The sequence below is a fragment of the Halorubrum miltondacostae genome (assembly GCF_041379815.1).
GTDB lineage: Archaea > Halobacteriota > Halobacteria > Halobacteriales > Haloferacaceae > Halorubrum > Halorubrum miltondacostae.
The window spans coordinates 619,276-635,288 of record NZ_JBEDNY010000001.1 but is presented as its reverse complement, the minus strand read 5'-3'; the positions used below and the strand labels follow the sequence as shown (position 1 = coordinate 635,288).

Here is a 16,013-nt window from a genome sequence, read left to right as displayed (position 1 = left end):
CGCGCTCGTCGGCGACCGAACCGGCGGTTCTCCCCCCTGCCCGTATTTTGACCGAGCGACAGCGCCGGGTGCGGAAGAGATATATGAGTAAAAAAAGCATAGGTTTAGACGAGTCAAACAATTGGATGTGATCTCTATTCATGACACCTGAGAGCGACGACGGGCGATCGGTGACGCGGCGCGAGGCGGTACGCGCCGGGGCGGTGACGGCGCTGGCGGGCGTCGCCGGCTGTTCGTCGCTGCCCGGCGCGCCGGTGGGGACCGGGGGCGCGAGAAGCGACGACGAGGGACCGGTCGCCGTGGCCTCCTTCTTCAGCTTCTTTGACTTCGGGCGGCAGGTCGCCGAGGGGACCCCGCTGACCGTCGAGAACCTCGTTCCGACGGGGCTCCACGGTCACGGCTGGGACCCGAACTCGAGTATCACCCGACGGATCATCGAGGCGGACGCGTTCGTCCACGTCGGCGAGGATTTCCAGCCCTGGGCGGACCGCGCCATCGAGACGATGGAGGCCGACAGCGCGGACACTACACTGTTGAACGTCCGCGAAGGGATCGAGCTCGTCGACCTCGCGGCGTCGCTCGACCGCGACGAGGAGGGCGTCGGCGCACAGCGAGGCAAGGATCCGCACTTCTGGTTGGACCCGCGGCGCGCGAAGCGCTCGGTCGACAACATCGCGAACGGGTTCTCGGAGCTCGTCCCCGACCACGCAGATCAGATCCGACAGAACGCGGAGGCGTACAAGACCGACGTCCTCGACCGCATCGACGCGGACTACGAGGCCATCTTCGATCGGGCCGAGCGGGACGTCGTCCAGCTCGCCGCGCACAACGCCTTCCAGTACATCGGCGAGCGGTACGGCGTCCGGATGCGACCGCTCGTCACCAACCTCGCGGCGAGCGGCGACGTCAAGCCCGCGGACGTCCGCGAGGCGACGCGCGTCATCCGCGAGAACGACATCCGGTACATCGCGAACGGCGTCTTCGAGTCGCAGCGACCGGCCCAACAGCTCCTCCGTGAGACCGACGTCGAGGCGTACTTCCCGGTCACGCCGTACGCGGGAGTGCGCGAGGAGTGGGTCGCGGAGAACTGGGGGTACGAGGAGATCGCGTACAACGTCAACATGCCCACGTTCAAGATCGTCCTCGGTACCGAGACGCCCGAGGCCGCAGCGCCGACCGACGGGTGGGTCGAACAGTGGCGGAACTTCGAACCGGTATGAGCGCGAACGAGACGGACCCCGCGACCGGTGCGAGCGCGGCGTCCGACGCCGGGGCGAGCGGTCCGGTCATCGACCTCTCCGGCGTCACGTTCGGCTACACGGCGACGCCGGTCGTCGAGGACGTGTCGCTGACCGTCGACTCCGGCGAGTACGTCGCCGTCGTGGGGCCGAACGGCTCGGGGAAGTCGACCCTGATGCGACTGATGCTGGGCTTGCTGGGCCCCGACGCCGGAGCGGCGCGGCTGTTCGGCGAGGACGCGGCCCGGTTCGACGACGGCGAGCGCGTCGGCTACGTCGCACAGCAGGCCACCGCCGCGGAGGAGATGCCGATCACCGTCCGCGAGGTGGTGAAGATGGGTCGGTTCCCGTACGTCGCTGTGGGGAACCTCCCCGGCGGCGGGGCTGGGGTCGTCGACGAGCTGTTCGACGACCCGGTCGGTACGGCGCGCCGGACCGCCAACGCCGTCTCGGGACGGCTCACCGCCGCCGACTGGCGGATCGTCGACGACGCGCTCGCGACGGTCGGCATGAGCGCGTTCGCCGACCGCCGCATTGGGCAGCTCTCCGGCGGGCAGCGCCAGCGGGTGTTCATCGCCCGGGCGCTGGCCGGCGAGGCCGACCTGCTCGTGTTGGACGAGCCGACAGTCGGCGTCGACGCCGAGTCGGTCGACGCGTTCTACGACCTGCTCGACGCGCTCAACGCCGCGGGGATCACCGTGCTCCTCATCGAGCACGACCTCAGCGCGGTCGTCGAGCACGCCGACCGCGTCGTCTGTCTGAACCGCGAGATGTACTTCGACGGTCCGGCCGACGAGTTCGTGGAGAGCGACGCGCTGGCGCGGGCGTTCGGCGCCGGGGCGCGCTTCCTCGCGGGGGGCGGCGAATGAGCGACCCGGTGACCGCCGCGCTCGCGGCGTGGCTGCTCGCCGCGGTGAACCAGTCGGCGGCGCTGGCGCTTCAGGGCGGTCTCGCCGGCGTCGGCGAAACCGTTTTCGGCGCGCTCCTCTGGGTGTTAGACCAGTGGTACTGGCTGATGGACTGGGCGCACTACCTCACCGGGCTAGAGATGCTGAACCCCCGGTACCGGTACATGCAGCGGGCGGTGCTGGTCGGGCTCTGCGTCGGCGTGATGGCGCCGCTCATCGGCACCTTCCTCGTTCACCGACAGCTCGCGCTCATCGGCGACGCGCTGGCGCACACGGCGTTCGCGGGGGTCGCCGTGGGGCTGTTCCTCAACGCCGTCATCGACCTGGGGGTGTCGCCGTACCTCACCGCCGTCGTCGTGGCGATGATCGCGGCGCTGTTCATCGAGCTCATCTCCGAGACGACGGACGCGTACAACGACGTCTCGATGGCGATCGTCCTCTCGACGGGCTTCGCGCTGGGGACGACGCTCATCAGCATCAACGCCGGCGGGCTCGCGGTCGGGGTGAACCAGTTCCTCTTCGGAAGCCTCTCGACGGTGTCGCCCCAGAGCGCGGGGATCCTGCTCGCGCTGTTCGCCGTCATCGTCGGCACGGTGGCGCTGACGCGCAACCAGCTCCTCTACGTGACTTTCGACGAGACCGCGGCCGCCGTCTCCGGGATCTCCGTCAACTGGTACAACCGCGTGATGGTGATGCTGACGGCGATGGTCGTCGTGGGCGCGATGCAGATCATGGGCGTCATCCTCGTCGCGGCGATGCTCGTCGTGCCCGTGGCGGGCGCGACGCAGGTCTCGCGCAGCTTCACCGAGTCGATCGTCGTCTCGGTCGTGCTGGCGGAGCTCGCGGTCCTCCTCGGAATCGGCGTCGCCTACTACGGCGGCGTCACCGCGGGTGGGGTCATCGTCCTCGTCGCGGTCGCGATCTACGTCTGCGCGGTCGGAGTCGGGAAGCTCCAGTCCGTCCGCGGCGAGGCGGAGACCCCCGAGATGGGGAGCATCGAGACCGACGGCGTCGAGGCCGACGCCGGAGCGAGGGGTGACTGAGCCGTGACCGGGGACGGAGACCGCGGCGACGCCGACGCAGGCGACGAGACCCCCAAGCGGAGGGCGTCCTCGGAGGTGATCAGCGCGGTCATGGAGGACTACATAAAAGCGATCTACGCGATCGAGCGCGACACCGGCGAGCGGGTGTCGACCTCCGCGCTCGCCGACTACCTCGACGTCACCGCGCCGACCGTCTCCTCGATGATCAAGAAGTTGGCGGAGCGCGGGCTGGTGGACCGGGAGGAGTACAAGGGGGTGACGCTCACCGACGAGGGCGAGGTCGTGGCCCTCGAGATCCTCAGACACCACCGGCTCCTGGAGTCGTTCCTGACCGAGCAGCTCGACTACAGCTGGGTCGACGTCCACGACGAGGCCGACCGGCTCGAACACCACGTCTCCGAGAAGCTGAGCGACCGCATCGCCGAGGCGCTTGGCAACCCGCCGGTCGACCCGCACGGCGACCCGATCCCCGACGCCGACCTCTCGCTCCCCGAGGCGGGCGACGCCGTCCGACTCGTCGACGCGGAGGAGGGCGACCGGGTCGTCGTCCAGCGCGTCCGGCATCAGGGAGACGCCGAACTGCGCTACCTCGCTGACGCGGGGGTCTGGCCGGGCGCGGAGCTCGTGGTCGTCGACGTCGCGCCGTTCGACATGCTCACCGTCGAGACGCCGTCGGCCGAGCAGAGCCTCCCGGCCGACGTCGCGCGCCTCATCGAGGTCGAGCCGGCGACCGACGACAAGGCCGCCTGACGCGGGTCTCGCCGGGCTCGGTCGGCTCCGTCGGAGCGCCGGTCGGCGACCGGGCGACCGGAATCCTGAACAGCGCAGCGCCGCAAGGACGACACGAGATGGACCGGGAGATACCGGAGGACGCGGCCGTCGTGCTCTTCGACGGCGTCTGTAACCTCTGTAACGGGTTCGTCCAGTTCGTCCTCCCCCGCGACCCGGAGGGGAAGTACCGCTTCGCCTCGCTCCAGTCGGACGTCGGCCGGGCGTTGCTCGCGGAACACGACCTGCCGACCGACGAGCTGGAGTCTATCGTCCTGATCGAAGGCGGGGAGGCCTACGTGAAGTCGGCGGCGGTCCTCCGCATCGCGGCCGGGCTCGGCTGGCCGTACGGGCTGCTCTCGCCGTTCCGATACGTCCCGGCCGCGGTCCGGGACGGCGTGTACGACGTCGTCGCCGACCACCGGTACCAGTGGTTCGGGAAGAAGGACCGGTGTATGATGCCGTCAGGCGACGTCGAGTCGCGCTTTCTGGAGTAGCTCGCGCTCTCCGGAGCGAGCCGCAGGCCAGAAGACGAGCCGCGTCCCGGCCTCGGTCACTCCGTTCCGGTGCGCTCGTAGGTGACGAACGCGAGGTCGCCCTCCGTCTCTCGCGCGCGCTCGACCCAGGCGTCGGCGTCCCACTCCGGGAACCGCGTATCGCCCGCCGGCCGCTCGGGGATCTCGGTGATCACCATCCCGTCGGCGCGGCCGAGAAGCGCCTCGTAGACGGTCGCGCCGCCGATGACGTAGACGGTCTCGACGCCGCGGTCGGTCGCGTCCGCCGCGGCGCGGGAGACTGCCTCGTCGACGCCGCCCGCGACGACCGCGCCGTCGGGGAGGTCCGCGTCGTCGAGCGAGCGGTTCGTCAGCACGACGTTGGTCCGGTCGGGGAGGGGCCCGCCGATCCGGTCGGCGATGTCCTCGTACGTCTTCCGGCCGACGATCACCGGGTGGCCGGTCGTGAGCCGCTTGAAGTGCGCCAGGTCCGCGGGGTAGTGCCACGGCATCCCGTCGTCGCCGCCGATCACGCCGTTCTCGGCGACGGCGGCGACGAGGGCGAGGTCGGGGTCCGCCGAGCCGCGCTCGTCGTCGGGGGCGTCAGCAGCACCACTAGAAGCGGCGGTGTCGGTCGCACCGCCGGCCGCGTCGCCGTCCGTCATTACTCCGCGACCGCGAACGAGATGCCGTCCGCGGAGTCGTAATCGACGACCGCGACGTCCTCGTAGGTGAGTCCGTCGAGCGGCTTGTCCGCGATCTCGATCCGCGGGCGGTCGCGCGGCGTCCGCGAGAGCTGTTCGAGCAGGCCGGGGACGTGGTCGTACCCCTCCTGCCCGTTGGGCTCGTCCGGCGCGGTGCGCTCGACCCAGCTCTTCACGTCAAGGTAGTCGTCCTTGCTCTCGACGCTCGCGAGCCGCTCCTGGACGTAGCGGAGGTTGTTCGCGTACCACTTCCCGCGGTCGCCGCGGCCGCAGTAGACGTGAGCGTCGACGACCGTGTGGCCGAACTCGCCGACCTCGAAGCCGGTCCGCTGGGCGAGCGCGTTCGCGAGCAGCGCGTACGCCGCGATGTTGAACGGGACGCCGAGCGCGATGTCGCCCGAGCGCTGCGTCAGGTGGAGGTTGAGCCGGCCGCCTTGGACGTTCACGACGAAGGTGTAGTGGCAGGGCGGCAGCGTGGAGACGGCGGCGTTCGCCGGGTGCCAGGCGTTCACGACCATCCGGCGGGAGTGCGGGTTCTCCTCGAGGGTGTCGAGGACGTACTGGATCTGGTCGAACGTGCGGCGCGTCGTCCCGTCGGCGTCCTCCTCGACGGTGACCCAGCGGTCGGCGTCGTCGGGCCACGTCTCGCCCGGCAGTTCGGCGGCCGCCTCCGGGACCGGGTAGCGACGCCAGAACCGCCCGTAGGCGGTGTCGAGCTTCCCCTCCTCGTCGGCCCACGCGTCCCAGATCTTCGTCTCCTCGCGGAGGTTGCGGATGTGCTCCTCGCCGGAGAGGTACCACAGCACCTCGTGGATGAGCGAGTTCCACCGGTAGCCGTCCATCTTCTTCGTGGTGAGGAGCGGGAACCCCTCCGCGAGGTCGACGGTGTACTGTCCGCTGAACGTCGCGATGGTGTCGACGCCGGTTCGGTTCGGCTTGTACGTGCCCGTCGAGAGCGCGTCGTCGACGAGATCGAGGTACTGTTGCATTGTGGGTGCGCGCGCCGGGACGAGCGGTCGCCGGCGCGGACTGTTACCGAGTCAAACGAGACGCAGAAAGTAAGCGCATTGGTTCCCGGATCCCCCGACGCCTCATCGGTACCGTTCCGGCAGGTACGGGTCGACGACCGAGGGGAGCAGCGGGATCACGGCCGCCGCGATCTCCGCCAGGCGACGCCGGAGGACCGTGTACACGACCGCGACAGCCAGCGTGCCGATCACGATCTGCCGGAGCGGCGGGTCGACGAGGAGTAGCAGCGGGACCGCCAGCCCCACGGAGAGCGCGAGGTCCTCGACCGCCCCGTCGTACCGGACGCCGCGCCGTGGGGCGACCCAGTTCTCCCGGTAGTGGTCGTACACCGCGCGGTCGGAGTTCCCCTCCCACGGGCGGAGCTCCAGCCCGCCGCCGTACATGTCGGCGACGCTGTGGAGGGCCGCGCCGAGGAGCAGGAACGCGACGCCGACGGTGATCTGGGAGGGCGCCACGAGCGCTGCGAGGACCGCCGGGGCCGCGAGCGTGGCGTAGTAGACCGGGTAGTGGAGCGTCTTGCGGTGGCCGACGTACATGTCGAGGTCCGGAACCAGGCCGCCGAGGAAGCCGGCGGCGAACCCGACCGGGGCCAGTTCCGGCGCGACGCGCACCAGCGGGGCCGCGAGCAGCATCCCCGCCAGCACGTGGGTCGGAAGCATCATCGTACCGGAACGCAGGCGACAGGAACTTATGAGCGTGTCGGCGCACCGAACGCGGGCGACCCCCGCGGAGCGGCCCCCTGAGGCGGCGCGACGGTCGCGTTCGCGGTCCGTTTATATCCCGTCGGCCGAACCGAGGCGTATGCTCATGACGCCGGGACCGACCGCGGTCCCCGAGCCGGTGCGCGAGGCGATGTCACGCGAGCTGATCAACCCCGACGTGGACCCGGAGTTCCGAGCGATCTACGACCGCGTCACGGAGCGGCTGGCGACGGCGTACGGGATCGACCCCGACGCCTCGGGAGACAACGCCCGCGACGTGGTCGTCCTCGGCGGCGAGGGGATCCTCGGGCTGGAGGCGGCGGTCGCGTCCCTCATCGAGCCCGGGACCGAGGTGCTGTGCCTGGCGAACGGGCTCTACGGCGAGGGGTTCGCCGGCTTCGTGGAGTCGTACGGCGGCGACCCGACCGTCGTCGCCGCCGAGCACGACGAGCCGCTGCCGCTCGACGCGCTCGACGAGGCGCTGGCGGCCGACGACGCCGACTTCGACGTCGCGACGATGGTCCACTGCGAGACGCCGACCGGCGCGCTCAACGACGTCGACGCCGCGCTCGACCGGATCGAGGCCGCCGACGCGGAGATCCTCACGGTCGTCGACGCCGTCTCCTCGCTCGGCGGGGTCTCGGTGCCGACGGAACGGATCGACGTCTGTCTCGGCGCCTCCCAGAAGTGTTTCAGCGCCCCGCCGGGGCTCGCCACCGCCGCGGTGAGCGACCGCGCGTGGGCCGCGATGGAGGCGCGGGACCCCCACGCGCTGTACGCGAACTTCCTGCCGTTCCGCGACGTGAGCGATGGTTTCCCGTACACCCACCTGACGACCGAGGTCGTCGCGCTCGACGAGGCCCTTGGGCTCCTGCTCGACGAGGGGCTCAACGCGGTCCGGGAGCGACACCAGACGGCCGCGGCGCGGTGCCGCGAGCGCGGCGCGGAGTTGGGGCTCGAGACGGTGCCCGGCCCCGAGCGGAGTTCGCCGACAGTAACCGCTTTCGCGGTGCCCGGGCGGGCCGAGACGCTCCAGGAGCGGCTGCGCGAGGGGCACGACGTCCTGCTCGCGACGGGGCTGGGCGACGGCGCGAGCGACGTTCTCCGCGTCGGCCACATGGGCCACAACGCCCGGGTCGAGCGCGTCGACAAGGCGATGGACGCGCTCGCGGCCGCGCTCTGACGGAGAGTGTGAACGAGCCGCAGACCGCCGGAACGCTGAAGCGTCGCGCCGTGGGAGCCCTGGACATGCCGTCGCCGCGCGAGGCGATTCGAGAGCGAGGGTGGACGATCGAACACGTCCCGCACGAGGTGATCGCGGACTACAACGCCTGTTACCGGGTCGTCTACGAGGGGAAGCTCATCTACCCCCCGGCCGCGGACGTCTTGGGAATCCCCGAGAACGAGGTCTGGATCTCCGAGAAGTGGGCGAAGTACGACCGGTTCATCCTCTACCACGAACTCAGGGAGATCGAACACCGGGCGGCGGGCCACGACAAGACCGCGGCGCACGAGCGCGCCGAGCGGGACGAGCGCTCGCTCTGGCTGGACGACCCCCGCTGGCGGGTGATGAACGCCGAGTGGGACGAGGGGCGCGCGCACCTCCCGTTCCCGCACGAGCGGGGCGACCTCAGTCGACGGACCGCCGCAACAGCAGCGCGATCCCGGTGAGCGACACAGACAGTCCGAACAGGACCACGCCGAGGTAGCCGACCGCAATCGACCCGATATCTTGGATGTGCGAGTGGTACTCGTCGGTCACGTGCGCGTACAGCAGGAGGGTGCCGACCGCGCTGAGCAGGAATCCGACCGCATTCACGACCAGTCCGAACTTCGCCATGTCAGTCGGGTCGTCCAGGCCCTAGGTAAAAATGAGCAGTGGAACGGAACGTCGCGGCCTCGCCGCCTCCGGAACGCCCTTGCCCCCGCCGCGATCAGTAGATTACAGCCATGAATCACCGCGAACTCGGCGGCGTCGGCGCAGTCAGCGAGGTCGGTTACGGCGCGTGGGAGATCGGGAGCGACTGGGGCGATGTTACCGAGGCGGAGGCGGTCGCGGCCGTCGAGGCCGCCCGCGAGGCCGGGATCGACTTCTTCGACACCGCCGACGTGTACGGCGACGGCCGCTCCGAGCGGATCCTCGGCGAGACGCTCGCGGACGAGATCGCGGCCGACGACGTGACCGTCGCGACGAAGGCCGGCCGCCGGCTCGAGCCCCACGAGCCCGACGGGTACACGGAGGCGAACCTCCGTCGGTTCGTCGACCGCTCGCGGGAGAACCTCGGCGTGGAGACGCTCGACCTGGTCCAGCTCCACTGCCCGCCGACGGACGTCTACTACCGGCCGGAGACGTTCGACGCGCTCGCGACGCTCGAATCGGAGGGCCGGATCGACGCGTACGGCGTCAGCGTCGAGCGCGTCGAGGAGGGGCTGAAGGCGATGGATTTCCCCGGCGTCGAGAGCGTCCAGATCATCTTCAACCCGTTCCGGCAGCGGCCCGCGGAGCTGTTCCTCGACGAGGCCGCCGCGCGCGACGTGGGCGTCATCTGTCGGGTCCCGCTCGCCTCGGGGCTCCTGACGGGCGCGCTCTCGCGCGACGACGAGTTCCCCGAGGACGACCACCGGAACTACAACCGCGAGGGCGACGCCTTCGACGTGGGCGAGACGTTCGCCGGCGTCCCCTTCGAGGCGGGCCTCGACGCGGTCGACGCGCTCGACGTGCGCCTCCCGGACGGCCGGCCGCTGCCCGAGTTCGCGCTGCGCTGGATCCTCGACCACGACGCCGTCTCGACGGTGATCCCCGGCTCGACGACGCCGGCACACATCCGGGCGAACGCGGCCGCGAGCGAGGCCGCCCCGCTCGACGCCGCCGAGCGCGAGGCGGCAGCCGACGTCTACGACGAGCACGTCCGCGCCCACGTCCACCAGCGCTGGTAGGTCGTGGCCGCGCGACCGCGGGGCCGACCGGGTCGGCCGCGAAACGCGTCCCTTTTTTCGCGCGACCGCGAGCGGATCGCCAGAGACGACCGTGGAGAGCGAACGCGAGGGGAAGGCGCCGGAGTCCGACGAGGAGCCCGAGCGCGGCGAGATCCCCGACGACGAGCGCGAGGCGTTAGAGACCATCGCGCACGGCGCGGTGCTCACCTCCGGCGGGGTCGCCGGTCAGCGCGCGCTGATCGCGGCGGCCGAGTTCGCGCTGACCCGCGGGCTCGGGCCGACCGCCTACGGCGTGTACGCGCTCGCCTGGCGGATCGCGCAGCTGCTCTCGCGGCTCGTGACGTTCGGCAGCGTCCCCGCCATTCAGCGCTACCTTCCGGAGTACGCCGACGACGCGGGGCGACGGGGCGCGATCGCCGGCCTCGCGTACGCGACGACGATCGGCTTCGGGGTCGCGATCGCGGCCGGCGTCTGGCTCGCGGCCCCGGAAATAAACGCGCGCACCGTCACCGAGCCGGCGTTCGCGGGGACGATGCGCGCGTTCGGCGGGCTCGTCGGGCTGCTCGGGGTCGTGATGGTCGCGTCCGCGCTCTTCCGCGCGGTCGGGTCGGCCCGCGGTGAGATCCTGCTCAACAAGCTGCTCCGCCCGGCCGCCCGGCTCGTCGGCGCGCTCGCCGCGCTCGCGCTCGGCTACTCCGTCGTCGGCGTCGCCGGAGCGATCGTCGCCGCCGCCGGCCTGCTCGCCGCGGTCGCCGTCCCCCTCTCCGCCTCGGTCACCGGCGTCCGGCCGACGCTCCGCGGCGCGCGCGCCGAGGCGCGCCGCTTCTACGACCACGCGGTCCCGGTCGCGATGAGCAGTCTCGGAAAGGTGTTCCAGAACCGCGTCGACGTGCTGTTGGTCGGGGCGCTGCTGACGGCGACCGCGGCCGGCGTGTACAACGTCGTCCTCGTGGTGGTCGCGGTCGCGTGGATCCCGCTCCTCTCGTTCAACCAGCTGCTCCCGCCGGTCGCCTCGGAGCTGTACGCGGACGACCGGACGGCGACGCTCAATGCGGTGTACGGTTCCGTCACGCGACAGATCGTCACCGCGGTCGTCCCGATCCTCGCCGTGCTGGTCGTGTACGGCCGGGAGATACTCGCGCTGTTCGGCGAGACGTACGTCTCGGGGTACGGCCCGCTCGTCGTCTACCTCGGCGGCGTCTTCGTCGGGAGCGCCGTCGGCGCGACCGGCTGGCTCCTGATGATGACCGACCACCAGTACGCGCGGATGGCGCTCGACTGGCTGCTCGCGGTGCTCAACGTCGGGCTGACCTACGCGTTCGTCGTCCGGTACGGGCTCGTCGGCGCCGCGCTCGGCACGTCGCTCGCCATCGCCGTTCAGAACGGGATCCAGGTGGTCCTCCTCCGCCGCTTCGAGGGGCTGTGGCCGTTCGACCGGACCTTCCTCACGCCGCTGGCGGCCGGCGTCGTCGCCGTTGCCGCGATGTACGGGGTCCGGGCGCTCTTGCCGGGCGGCGCGGCGGTCCTCGTCGGTAGCGCGGTCGGGCTCGCAGCGTATGCGGGCGCGCTCCGCCTTCTCGGCGTGGACCCGCGCGACCGCTTCGTCGCGAAACGGCTGGCGCGGCGGTACCGGGCCGCGCTCGCGGAGCGGCTCGGTCGGTGAGACCCCGCGACGACGGATCGCGACGATTTATGGGATGACCGCGCCGTACCAACGATATGCAAACGATCGACCGCGAGTCGGCGGGGTCGGCTCGCGTCGCGATCGTCGGCGGGATCCACGGCGACGAGCCCGCCGGCGAACAGATAGTGCGGCGGATCGCGGACGAACTCCCGACGCTCAACGAGGGTGAAGAGCGCGGCGACGGCTCCGCGGGGCTCGTCCGGCTGATCGTCGCCAACGAGCGGGCGCTCGCGGCGGAGACCCGCTACACGGACGCGGACCTCAACCGCGCGTTCCCGGGCGACGCCGACAGCGACGAGTACGAGCGCGCGCTCGCGCCGCGGCTCACCGCCGCGTTAGAGGGGTTTGACGCCGTCCTCGCGCTCCACACCTCCCACAGCGCCCCGCCCCCGTTCGCCATCTTCAGCGACCTCACGGAGTCGGTCCGCCGCACCGTCACCGGGCTGCCGCTGGAGCACGTCGTGGACGCGAGCGGCCTGCGCTCGACCACGCTCGACTCCACGGTCCCGCACACCGTCTCGATCGAGGTGGGTCGACAGGGGAGCGAAGCCGCCGTTGAGTACGGCCACGAGGCGTGTCTCGCGTTCCTCCGCGTCCACGGCGCGCTCGCGGACGAGCCGCCGGCGTTCTCGGAGACGACCGTGGTGGAGGGCCGCGAGGAGGTGCCGAAAGGCGGCGGCGAGCCGCACGTCCACTACGCGAACTTCGAGGCGATTCCCGAGGGCGCGGTGTTCGCGGAGGACGACGTCCACACGCACCGCGTCGAGGAGCCGGGGCTGGTTCCGGTCCTCGCCAGCGAACACGGGTACGACGACATCTTCGGCATGTACGGCCGCGTCACCGGCGTGCTGAAGCCGCCGGGGGAGGGCGAGCTGCGGGTGTACCCGCGCGACGGCCGTGAGGAGGCCGGCGGGCGACGCGACTCGGCGGCGGACGAAGCGGGCGGGGAGAACTGAGAGCGTCGGTCGGAACGGTCGAACCGAGTGTGCTAGCCGGGAGTCACTTCGCGGTCGGCGTGATGTCGCCGACGGCGTCCATCACCTGGACCGCCGCGCTGGCGGCGAGGCCGCGGGCGACCTCGTCGGTGTCGGACTCGGCGATGCCGGCGTCCAAGTCCTCCGGGTCGGGGGTGAAGCCGGCCGAGACGGGGTGGCCGGCCGGGGGGTTGACCGCGACGGTCGCCTGCGGGCCGTTCGCGCCCACGGAGAGCTCGGAGCCGACGGCGTAGCTGTCGGGGAGATACGATTCCGTGCGCGATACGATGCCGGCGACCGCGCGCCGGAGCTGTTTTTCTTGGTCCGGAGAGAGGTCGACGGCTGCGGGCGAGCCCGCGTCCGTCACACCCGGTGCCCCGGCGTACGGGTTGTTGCCGTTCATTCGAAGGTACAACGTATACGCGGAGCCGATTAAAAAAGGCGTCGCCGCCGGCGACCGGCTCCCCGGACGCCGCTACAGGAGCGGCTCTGACTCCCCGTACGCGGCGATCACGACCGCGGTCGCGTAGCGGTCCGGCTCGGCGGCGACCGTCTCGACGCGCGTCTCGCGGTCCGGGAGGTCCCAGTCGCGGAGGTTGCTCCCGGCGCCGAGCCCCGCCTCGATCCGCTCGCGGACGTCCGCCGGGTCCTCGCCGGTCACCTCGTAGAAGAGCCCCGGCCCGGGGCCGGTCGCCCAGCCGAGCCCCGCCACCGCGTCGGGGTGGCGGCGGGGCGCGCGCTTCGACTCGGCGTCCTCGGCGCCCGAACGGCCGCCCTCGCGGAAGTCGACCTCGTCGTCGGGGCCGATCGTCCTGCGAGCCTCGACGACGGTGAGCCGGTTGCCCGCGGGGCCGAGGGGCGGCGCCTCCGCGACCGCCTCGACGGTCGCCTCGGCGGGGACGACGGAGGAGACCGCCACGAGGTTGTAGTTGTGGAGGTTCGCGTCCGCGAGCGCGGCGTCGTAGGAGGCCATCGCCGTGTCGGCGACCCCGACGCCCCCGGCGACGTGGATGGTGTTCATCGACGACAGATCGGCGACCCGAGAGGTAAGGGGTTACGAACCGGACCGCTCGGAGGACAACGACGGGAACGGGGGAGACGTTTCAGTACTGGTAGTTGATGACCTGTTCGTCTTCCTTGTCCGCGTCCTGGAGCTTGTCGCGGGCGCGCTCGAAGTCCTCCTGGGCCACCTCGGTGCGGCCGTCGCGGATGGCGAACATCCCGGCCTCCGTCGCCAGCGACGCGATGTCCGCGCCGCTGTACCCGTCGAGGTCGGCGGCGACGGTGCCGAGGTTGATGTCGGCCGCGACGTTCATGTCCTGCGTGTGGATCTCGAGGATGCGCCTGCGGCCCTCGGCGCCGGGCTCGGGCACCTCGATGAGGCGGTCGAAGCGGCCGGGGCGGAGGATCGCCTCGTCGAGCATGTCGAAGCGGTTGGTCGCGGCCATGATCCGGATCTCGCCGCGGTCGTCGAACCCGTCCATCTCGGAGAGCAGCTGCATCATCGTCCGCTGGACCTCGGCGTCGCCCGAGGTCTTCGAGTCCGTCCGCTTGGCGGCGACGGCGTCGATCTCGTCGATGAAGATGACGGCGGGCTCGCGCTCGGCGGCGAGTTCGAAGAGGTCGCGGACGAGCCGCGCGCCCTCGCCGATGAACTTCCGGACGAGCTCGGAGCCGGCCATCTTGATGAACGTCGCGTTCGACTCGTTAGCGACCGCCTTCGCGAGCATCGTCTTCCCGGTGCCCGGCGGGCCGTGAAGCAGGACGCCGCTCGGCGGTTCGACGCCGACCGTCTCGAACTGCTCGGGGTTCTCGAGGGGGTCCTCGACGGCCTCACGGACCTCCCGGATCTGGTCGTCGATCCCGCCGATGTCGGCGTAGGTGACGTTCGGGGACTCGGTGACCTCCATCGCCTGCGCCCGGGAGTCGGTCTCGTCGTCGAGCACCTGCTGGACCGCGAAGGAGTCGTTTATCGCGACGCGGTCGCCCGGGCGGAGGTCCTCGTCGAGCCGCGTGGCGGCCTGCGTCAGTACCTCTTGGTTGTTGCCGTGCTGTTTGATCACGACGCCGTCGTCGGTGATCTCCTCGACGGAGGCGATGTACAGCGAGGAGGTCTTCAGCACCTCATTCTCGCGTTTTAGCTGCTCGACATCGTCTTTTAGCTCGCCGCGGCGACCCTCGGCGTCCGCGAGCCGGGTTTCCAGTTCCTCGTTCACTTGGACGATCCGCCGGAAGTGCTGGCGGATCGCCTCCAGCCGCTCCGCGTCGCTCATCTCGGGGTCGAGCTCCAACCGCGGGCGGTCGGGCAGTGAGGGGCTGTGAGACATTCGTTATCCGGGATACGATGCGGGCGTAAATGTGCCTTTGGGTCACGGAGAGACCGTTGGGTCGGGGAGACGGCCGAGCGGCCGTCCGCTTTGCGAAGCGCCGGCGACCCCGCTCGGTACTTCGGTATCAGATATGATAAAGAGTGGTCAATGTTTAAAACTGCGGCGAGGGAACCACGACGTATGGACGCACGAACGGCGGGCGGCCGCGCCGGTCCGGCGCTCGCAGACCGCGAGACGAGGACCCGGAGGCCCCTCCGATGACCGGAACTTCGGACGCGACCGTACTCGCGGTCGACGACGAGCCGGATCTCGCGGAACTGTACCGGGTCTACCTCGACTCGGCCTACGACGTCCGGGTCGCGACGGGCGGCGACGAGGCGATCGAGCTGATGGACGACGAAGTCGACGTGGTCCTCTTGGACCGCCGGATGCCCGACATGTCGGGCCACGAGGTGTTAAACGAGATCCGCGGCGAGGGGTACGACGCCCGCGTGGCGATGCTGACCGCGGTCGAGCCAGACGTCGACATCGTCGAGATGCCGTTCGACGACTACAAGACGAAGCCCGTCAGCAAGGAGGACCTGCTCACGCTCGTCGAGGTGCTCCTCCACCGCGCCGCGTTCGACGAGCGGAGCCAGGAGTTCTTCGCGCTCGCCTCGAAGAAGGCCGCGCTGGAGGCCACCGGCACGACCGGCTCCGACGAGTACGAGGCGCTCATCGACCGGATGGAATCTGTCCGGCTCGAAGTCGACGATACCCTCGATCACCTCTCCGCCCGGGACGCGTTCGTCGAGGTCCCCGGGAACGTTCCGTAACGCGGGACGCAGCCGCAAAACCGGCCGCGACCGCCGACGCCCGCCCGCCGCCTACTCTATCTCCAGATCGCCGTCACCGCTTCCGTCGCCGGCGTCCTCGTCCCACTCCAGTTCGAACTCGACGCTGAGCTCGCCCGGCCCCTCGGCGGGCCCCTCGCGCTCCGCCTTCACTTCGAAGGTCGGTCGCGCGGGCGGCTCCAGCGTCGTCGACTCGTCGCCGCGCGTGAGGGTGATCGCGTTCCCGGCGTCCAGCGAGTCCGCGACCGTTCGCAGGTACGCGGCGATCTCCTCGCGGCTCCGGCGGCTCTCCGACTCGAACAGGACTGTTTCGACCATGCGTCGGTGTAGGGGCCCTCCGGATATAAACACCGTCGCGGGACCCACGACG

General features: G+C 70.8%; 19 protein-coding genes. 11 read left to right on the top strand and 8 right to left on the bottom strand.

Going from position 1 to position 16,013, the window contains the following annotated elements; translation table 11 throughout:
- The first annotated feature begins 140 nt into the window (after window positions 1-140).
- The 5 genes from ABNG04_RS03440 to ABNG04_RS03420 all read left to right on the top strand — a co-directional run bounded on the left by ABNG04_RS03440 (window position 141) and on the right by ABNG04_RS03420 (window position 4,454).
- The gene (locus tag ABNG04_RS03440) at window positions 141-1,220 is read left to right on the top strand and encodes a metal ABC transporter substrate-binding protein (RefSeq protein WP_371160065.1); all 1,080 of its coding nucleotides are present in this window, start codon (window positions 141-143) and stop codon (window positions 1,218-1,220) included.
- Window positions 1,217-2,107 carry a metal ABC transporter ATP-binding protein gene (locus ABNG04_RS03435; RefSeq protein WP_371160063.1) on the top strand — a complete coding sequence of 297 codons (891 nt, stop codon included), beginning with the start codon at window positions 1,217-1,219 and terminating at the stop codon, window positions 2,105-2,107. Before ABNG04_RS03440 ends, ABNG04_RS03435 begins: the two co-directional genes overlap by 4 nt.
- A complete protein-coding gene (locus tag ABNG04_RS03430) occupies window positions 2,104-3,189 on the top strand; it encodes a metal ABC transporter permease (RefSeq protein WP_371160061.1) in 1,086 nt (361 codons plus the stop codon). The genes ABNG04_RS03435 and ABNG04_RS03430 overlap by 4 nt, the downstream gene beginning before the upstream one ends.
- Before the next feature lie 75 nt (window positions 3,190-3,264).
- Entirely contained in the window at window positions 3,265-3,939 is a 675-nt protein-coding gene (locus tag ABNG04_RS03425; protein WP_371160751.1) for a metal-dependent transcriptional regulator, read from the top strand.
- Between the two features lie 98 nt (window positions 3,940-4,037).
- Window positions 4,038-4,454, top strand: a complete 417-nt coding sequence (locus ABNG04_RS03420) for a thiol-disulfide oxidoreductase DCC family protein (RefSeq protein ID WP_371160059.1) — start codon at window positions 4,038-4,040, stop codon at window positions 4,452-4,454.
- 56 nt (window positions 4,455-4,510) lie between these two features.
- On the opposite strand, the gene ABNG04_RS03415 is transcribed toward ABNG04_RS03420, so the two are convergent.
- The 3 genes from ABNG04_RS03415 to ABNG04_RS03405 all read right to left on the bottom strand — a co-directional run bounded on the left by ABNG04_RS03415 (window position 4,511) and on the right by ABNG04_RS03405 (window position 6,843).
- The gene (locus ABNG04_RS03415; RefSeq protein ID WP_371160057.1) at window positions 4,511-5,116 is read right to left on the bottom strand and encodes a dihydrofolate reductase; all 606 of its coding nucleotides are present in this window, start codon (window positions 5,114-5,116) and stop codon (window positions 4,511-4,513) included.
- A complete protein-coding gene (gene thyA / locus ABNG04_RS03410) occupies window positions 5,116-6,144 on the bottom strand; it encodes a thymidylate synthase (protein WP_371160055.1) in 1,029 nt (342 codons plus the stop codon). Before thyA ends, ABNG04_RS03415 begins: the two co-directional genes overlap by 1 nt.
- A gap of 102 nt (window positions 6,145-6,246) precedes the next feature.
- Complete coding sequence (locus tag ABNG04_RS03405; protein WP_371160750.1) at window positions 6,247-6,843, bottom strand: metal-dependent hydrolase; 597 nt, start codon at window positions 6,841-6,843, stop codon at window positions 6,247-6,249.
- Window positions 6,844-6,985: 142 nt separating this feature from the next.
- Between ABNG04_RS03405 and ABNG04_RS03400 the strand changes: the two genes are divergently transcribed.
- The gene (locus ABNG04_RS03400) at window positions 6,986-8,068 is read left to right on the top strand and encodes a pyridoxal-phosphate-dependent aminotransferase family protein (protein WP_371160053.1); all 1,083 of its coding nucleotides are present in this window, start codon (window positions 6,986-6,988) and stop codon (window positions 8,066-8,068) included.
- Window positions 8,069-8,133: 65 nt separating this feature from the next.
- Window positions 8,134-8,556: a hypothetical protein gene (locus ABNG04_RS03395; protein WP_371160051.1), complete on the top strand. Its 423-nt coding sequence runs from the start codon at window positions 8,134-8,136 to the stop codon at window positions 8,554-8,556.
- Here ABNG04_RS03395 and ABNG04_RS03390 read toward each other — a convergent pair.
- On the bottom strand, window positions 8,516-8,725 hold the full coding sequence (locus ABNG04_RS03390; protein WP_371160049.1) for a hypothetical protein: 210 nt from the start codon (window positions 8,723-8,725) through the stop codon (window positions 8,516-8,518). The two genes, ABNG04_RS03395 and ABNG04_RS03390, sit on opposite strands and share 41 nt — an antisense overlap.
- A 110-nt stretch (window positions 8,726-8,835) precedes the next feature.
- Here ABNG04_RS03390 and ABNG04_RS03385 point away from each other — a divergent pair, with 110 nt between their 5' ends.
- From ABNG04_RS03385 to ABNG04_RS03375, 3 genes are all read left to right on the top strand, one after another.
- Window positions 8,836-9,822, top strand: a complete 987-nt coding sequence (locus ABNG04_RS03385; protein ID WP_371160048.1) for an aldo/keto reductase — start codon at window positions 8,836-8,838, stop codon at window positions 9,820-9,822.
- A gap of 91 nt (window positions 9,823-9,913) precedes the next feature.
- Window positions 9,914-11,485 carry a lipopolysaccharide biosynthesis protein gene (locus ABNG04_RS03380; protein WP_371160046.1) on the top strand — a complete coding sequence of 524 codons (1,572 nt, stop codon included), beginning with the start codon at window positions 9,914-9,916 and terminating at the stop codon, window positions 11,483-11,485.
- Between the two features lie 56 nt (window positions 11,486-11,541).
- Complete coding sequence (locus ABNG04_RS03375; RefSeq protein WP_371160045.1) at window positions 11,542-12,462, top strand: M14 family metallopeptidase; 921 nt, start codon at window positions 11,542-11,544, stop codon at window positions 12,460-12,462.
- Between the two features lie 43 nt (window positions 12,463-12,505).
- Here the strand turns inward: ABNG04_RS03375 and ABNG04_RS03370 are convergent, their stop codons facing one another.
- The 3 genes from ABNG04_RS03370 to pan2 all read right to left on the bottom strand — a co-directional run bounded on the left by ABNG04_RS03370 (window position 12,506) and on the right by pan2 (window position 14,807).
- Entirely contained in the window at window positions 12,506-12,883 is a 378-nt protein-coding gene (locus tag ABNG04_RS03370; RefSeq protein WP_297885101.1) for a DUF5811 family protein, read from the bottom strand.
- Between the two features lie 72 nt (window positions 12,884-12,955).
- Complete coding sequence (locus ABNG04_RS03365; RefSeq protein ID WP_371160043.1) at window positions 12,956-13,501, bottom strand: pyruvoyl-dependent arginine decarboxylase; 546 nt, start codon at window positions 13,499-13,501, stop codon at window positions 12,956-12,958.
- Between the two features lie 82 nt (window positions 13,502-13,583).
- The gene (gene pan2, locus ABNG04_RS03360; RefSeq protein ID WP_371160041.1) at window positions 13,584-14,807 is read right to left on the bottom strand and encodes a proteasome-activating nucleotidase Pan2; all 1,224 of its coding nucleotides are present in this window, start codon (window positions 14,805-14,807) and stop codon (window positions 13,584-13,586) included.
- A gap of 260 nt (window positions 14,808-15,067) precedes the next feature.
- On the opposite strand from pan2, the gene ABNG04_RS03355 reads away from it, so the two are divergent.
- Entirely contained in the window at window positions 15,068-15,625 is a 558-nt protein-coding gene (locus ABNG04_RS03355; protein WP_371160040.1) for a response regulator, read from the top strand.
- A 51-nt stretch (window positions 15,626-15,676) separates the two neighbouring features.
- Here ABNG04_RS03355 and ABNG04_RS03350 read toward each other — a convergent pair whose 3' ends face one another.
- Window positions 15,677-15,961, bottom strand: a complete 285-nt coding sequence (locus ABNG04_RS03350; protein ID WP_371160038.1) for an amphi-Trp domain-containing protein — start codon at window positions 15,959-15,961, stop codon at window positions 15,677-15,679.
- Window positions 15,962-16,013: the final 52 nt, after the last annotated feature.

Bases quoted from the DNA above. Each gene is read 5' to 3' on its own strand.
- ABNG04_RS03385 (WP_371160048.1), top strand. From the start codon at position 8,836: ATGAATCACCGCGAACTCGGCGGCGTCGGCGCAGTCAGCGAGGTCGGT.
- ABNG04_RS03370 (WP_297885101.1), bottom strand. From the start codon at position 12,883: ATGAACGGCAACAACCCGTACGCCGGGGCACCGGGTGTGACGGACGCG.
- thyA (WP_371160055.1), bottom strand. From the start codon at position 6,144: ATGCAACAGTACCTCGATCTCGTCGACGACGCGCTCTCGACGGGCACG.
- ABNG04_RS03440 (WP_371160065.1), top strand. From the start codon at position 141: ATGACACCTGAGAGCGACGACGGGCGATCGGTGACGCGGCGCGAGGCG.
- ABNG04_RS03365 (WP_371160043.1), bottom strand. From the start codon at position 13,501: ATGAACACCATCCACGTCGCCGGGGGCGTCGGGGTCGCCGACACGGCG.
- ABNG04_RS03390 (WP_371160049.1), bottom strand. From the start codon at position 8,725: ATGGCGAAGTTCGGACTGGTCGTGAATGCGGTCGGATTCCTGCTCAGC.
- ABNG04_RS03375 (WP_371160045.1), top strand. From the start codon at position 11,542: ATGCAAACGATCGACCGCGAGTCGGCGGGGTCGGCTCGCGTCGCGATC.
- pan2 (WP_371160041.1), bottom strand. From the start codon at position 14,807: ATGTCTCACAGCCCCTCACTGCCCGACCGCCCGCGGTTGGAGCTCGAC.
- ABNG04_RS03435 (WP_371160063.1), top strand. From the start codon at position 1,217: ATGAGCGCGAACGAGACGGACCCCGCGACCGGTGCGAGCGCGGCGTCC.
- ABNG04_RS03355 (WP_371160040.1), top strand. From the start codon at position 15,068: ATGACCGGAACTTCGGACGCGACCGTACTCGCGGTCGACGACGAGCCG.
- ABNG04_RS03400 (WP_371160053.1), top strand. From the start codon at position 6,986: ATGCTCATGACGCCGGGACCGACCGCGGTCCCCGAGCCGGTGCGCGAG.
- ABNG04_RS03415 (WP_371160057.1), bottom strand. From the start codon at position 5,116: ATGACGGACGGCGACGCGGCCGGCGGTGCGACCGACACCGCCGCTTCT.
- ABNG04_RS03405 (WP_371160750.1), bottom strand. From the start codon at position 6,843: ATGCTTCCGACCCACGTGCTGGCGGGGATGCTGCTCGCGGCCCCGCTG.
- ABNG04_RS03350 (WP_371160038.1), bottom strand. From the start codon at position 15,961: ATGGTCGAAACAGTCCTGTTCGAGTCGGAGAGCCGCCGGAGCCGCGAG.
- ABNG04_RS03420 (WP_371160059.1), top strand. From the start codon at position 4,038: ATGGACCGGGAGATACCGGAGGACGCGGCCGTCGTGCTCTTCGACGGC.
- ABNG04_RS03395 (WP_371160051.1), top strand. From the start codon at position 8,134: ATGCCGTCGCCGCGCGAGGCGATTCGAGAGCGAGGGTGGACGATCGAA.
- ABNG04_RS03430 (WP_371160061.1), top strand. From the start codon at position 2,104: ATGAGCGACCCGGTGACCGCCGCGCTCGCGGCGTGGCTGCTCGCCGCG.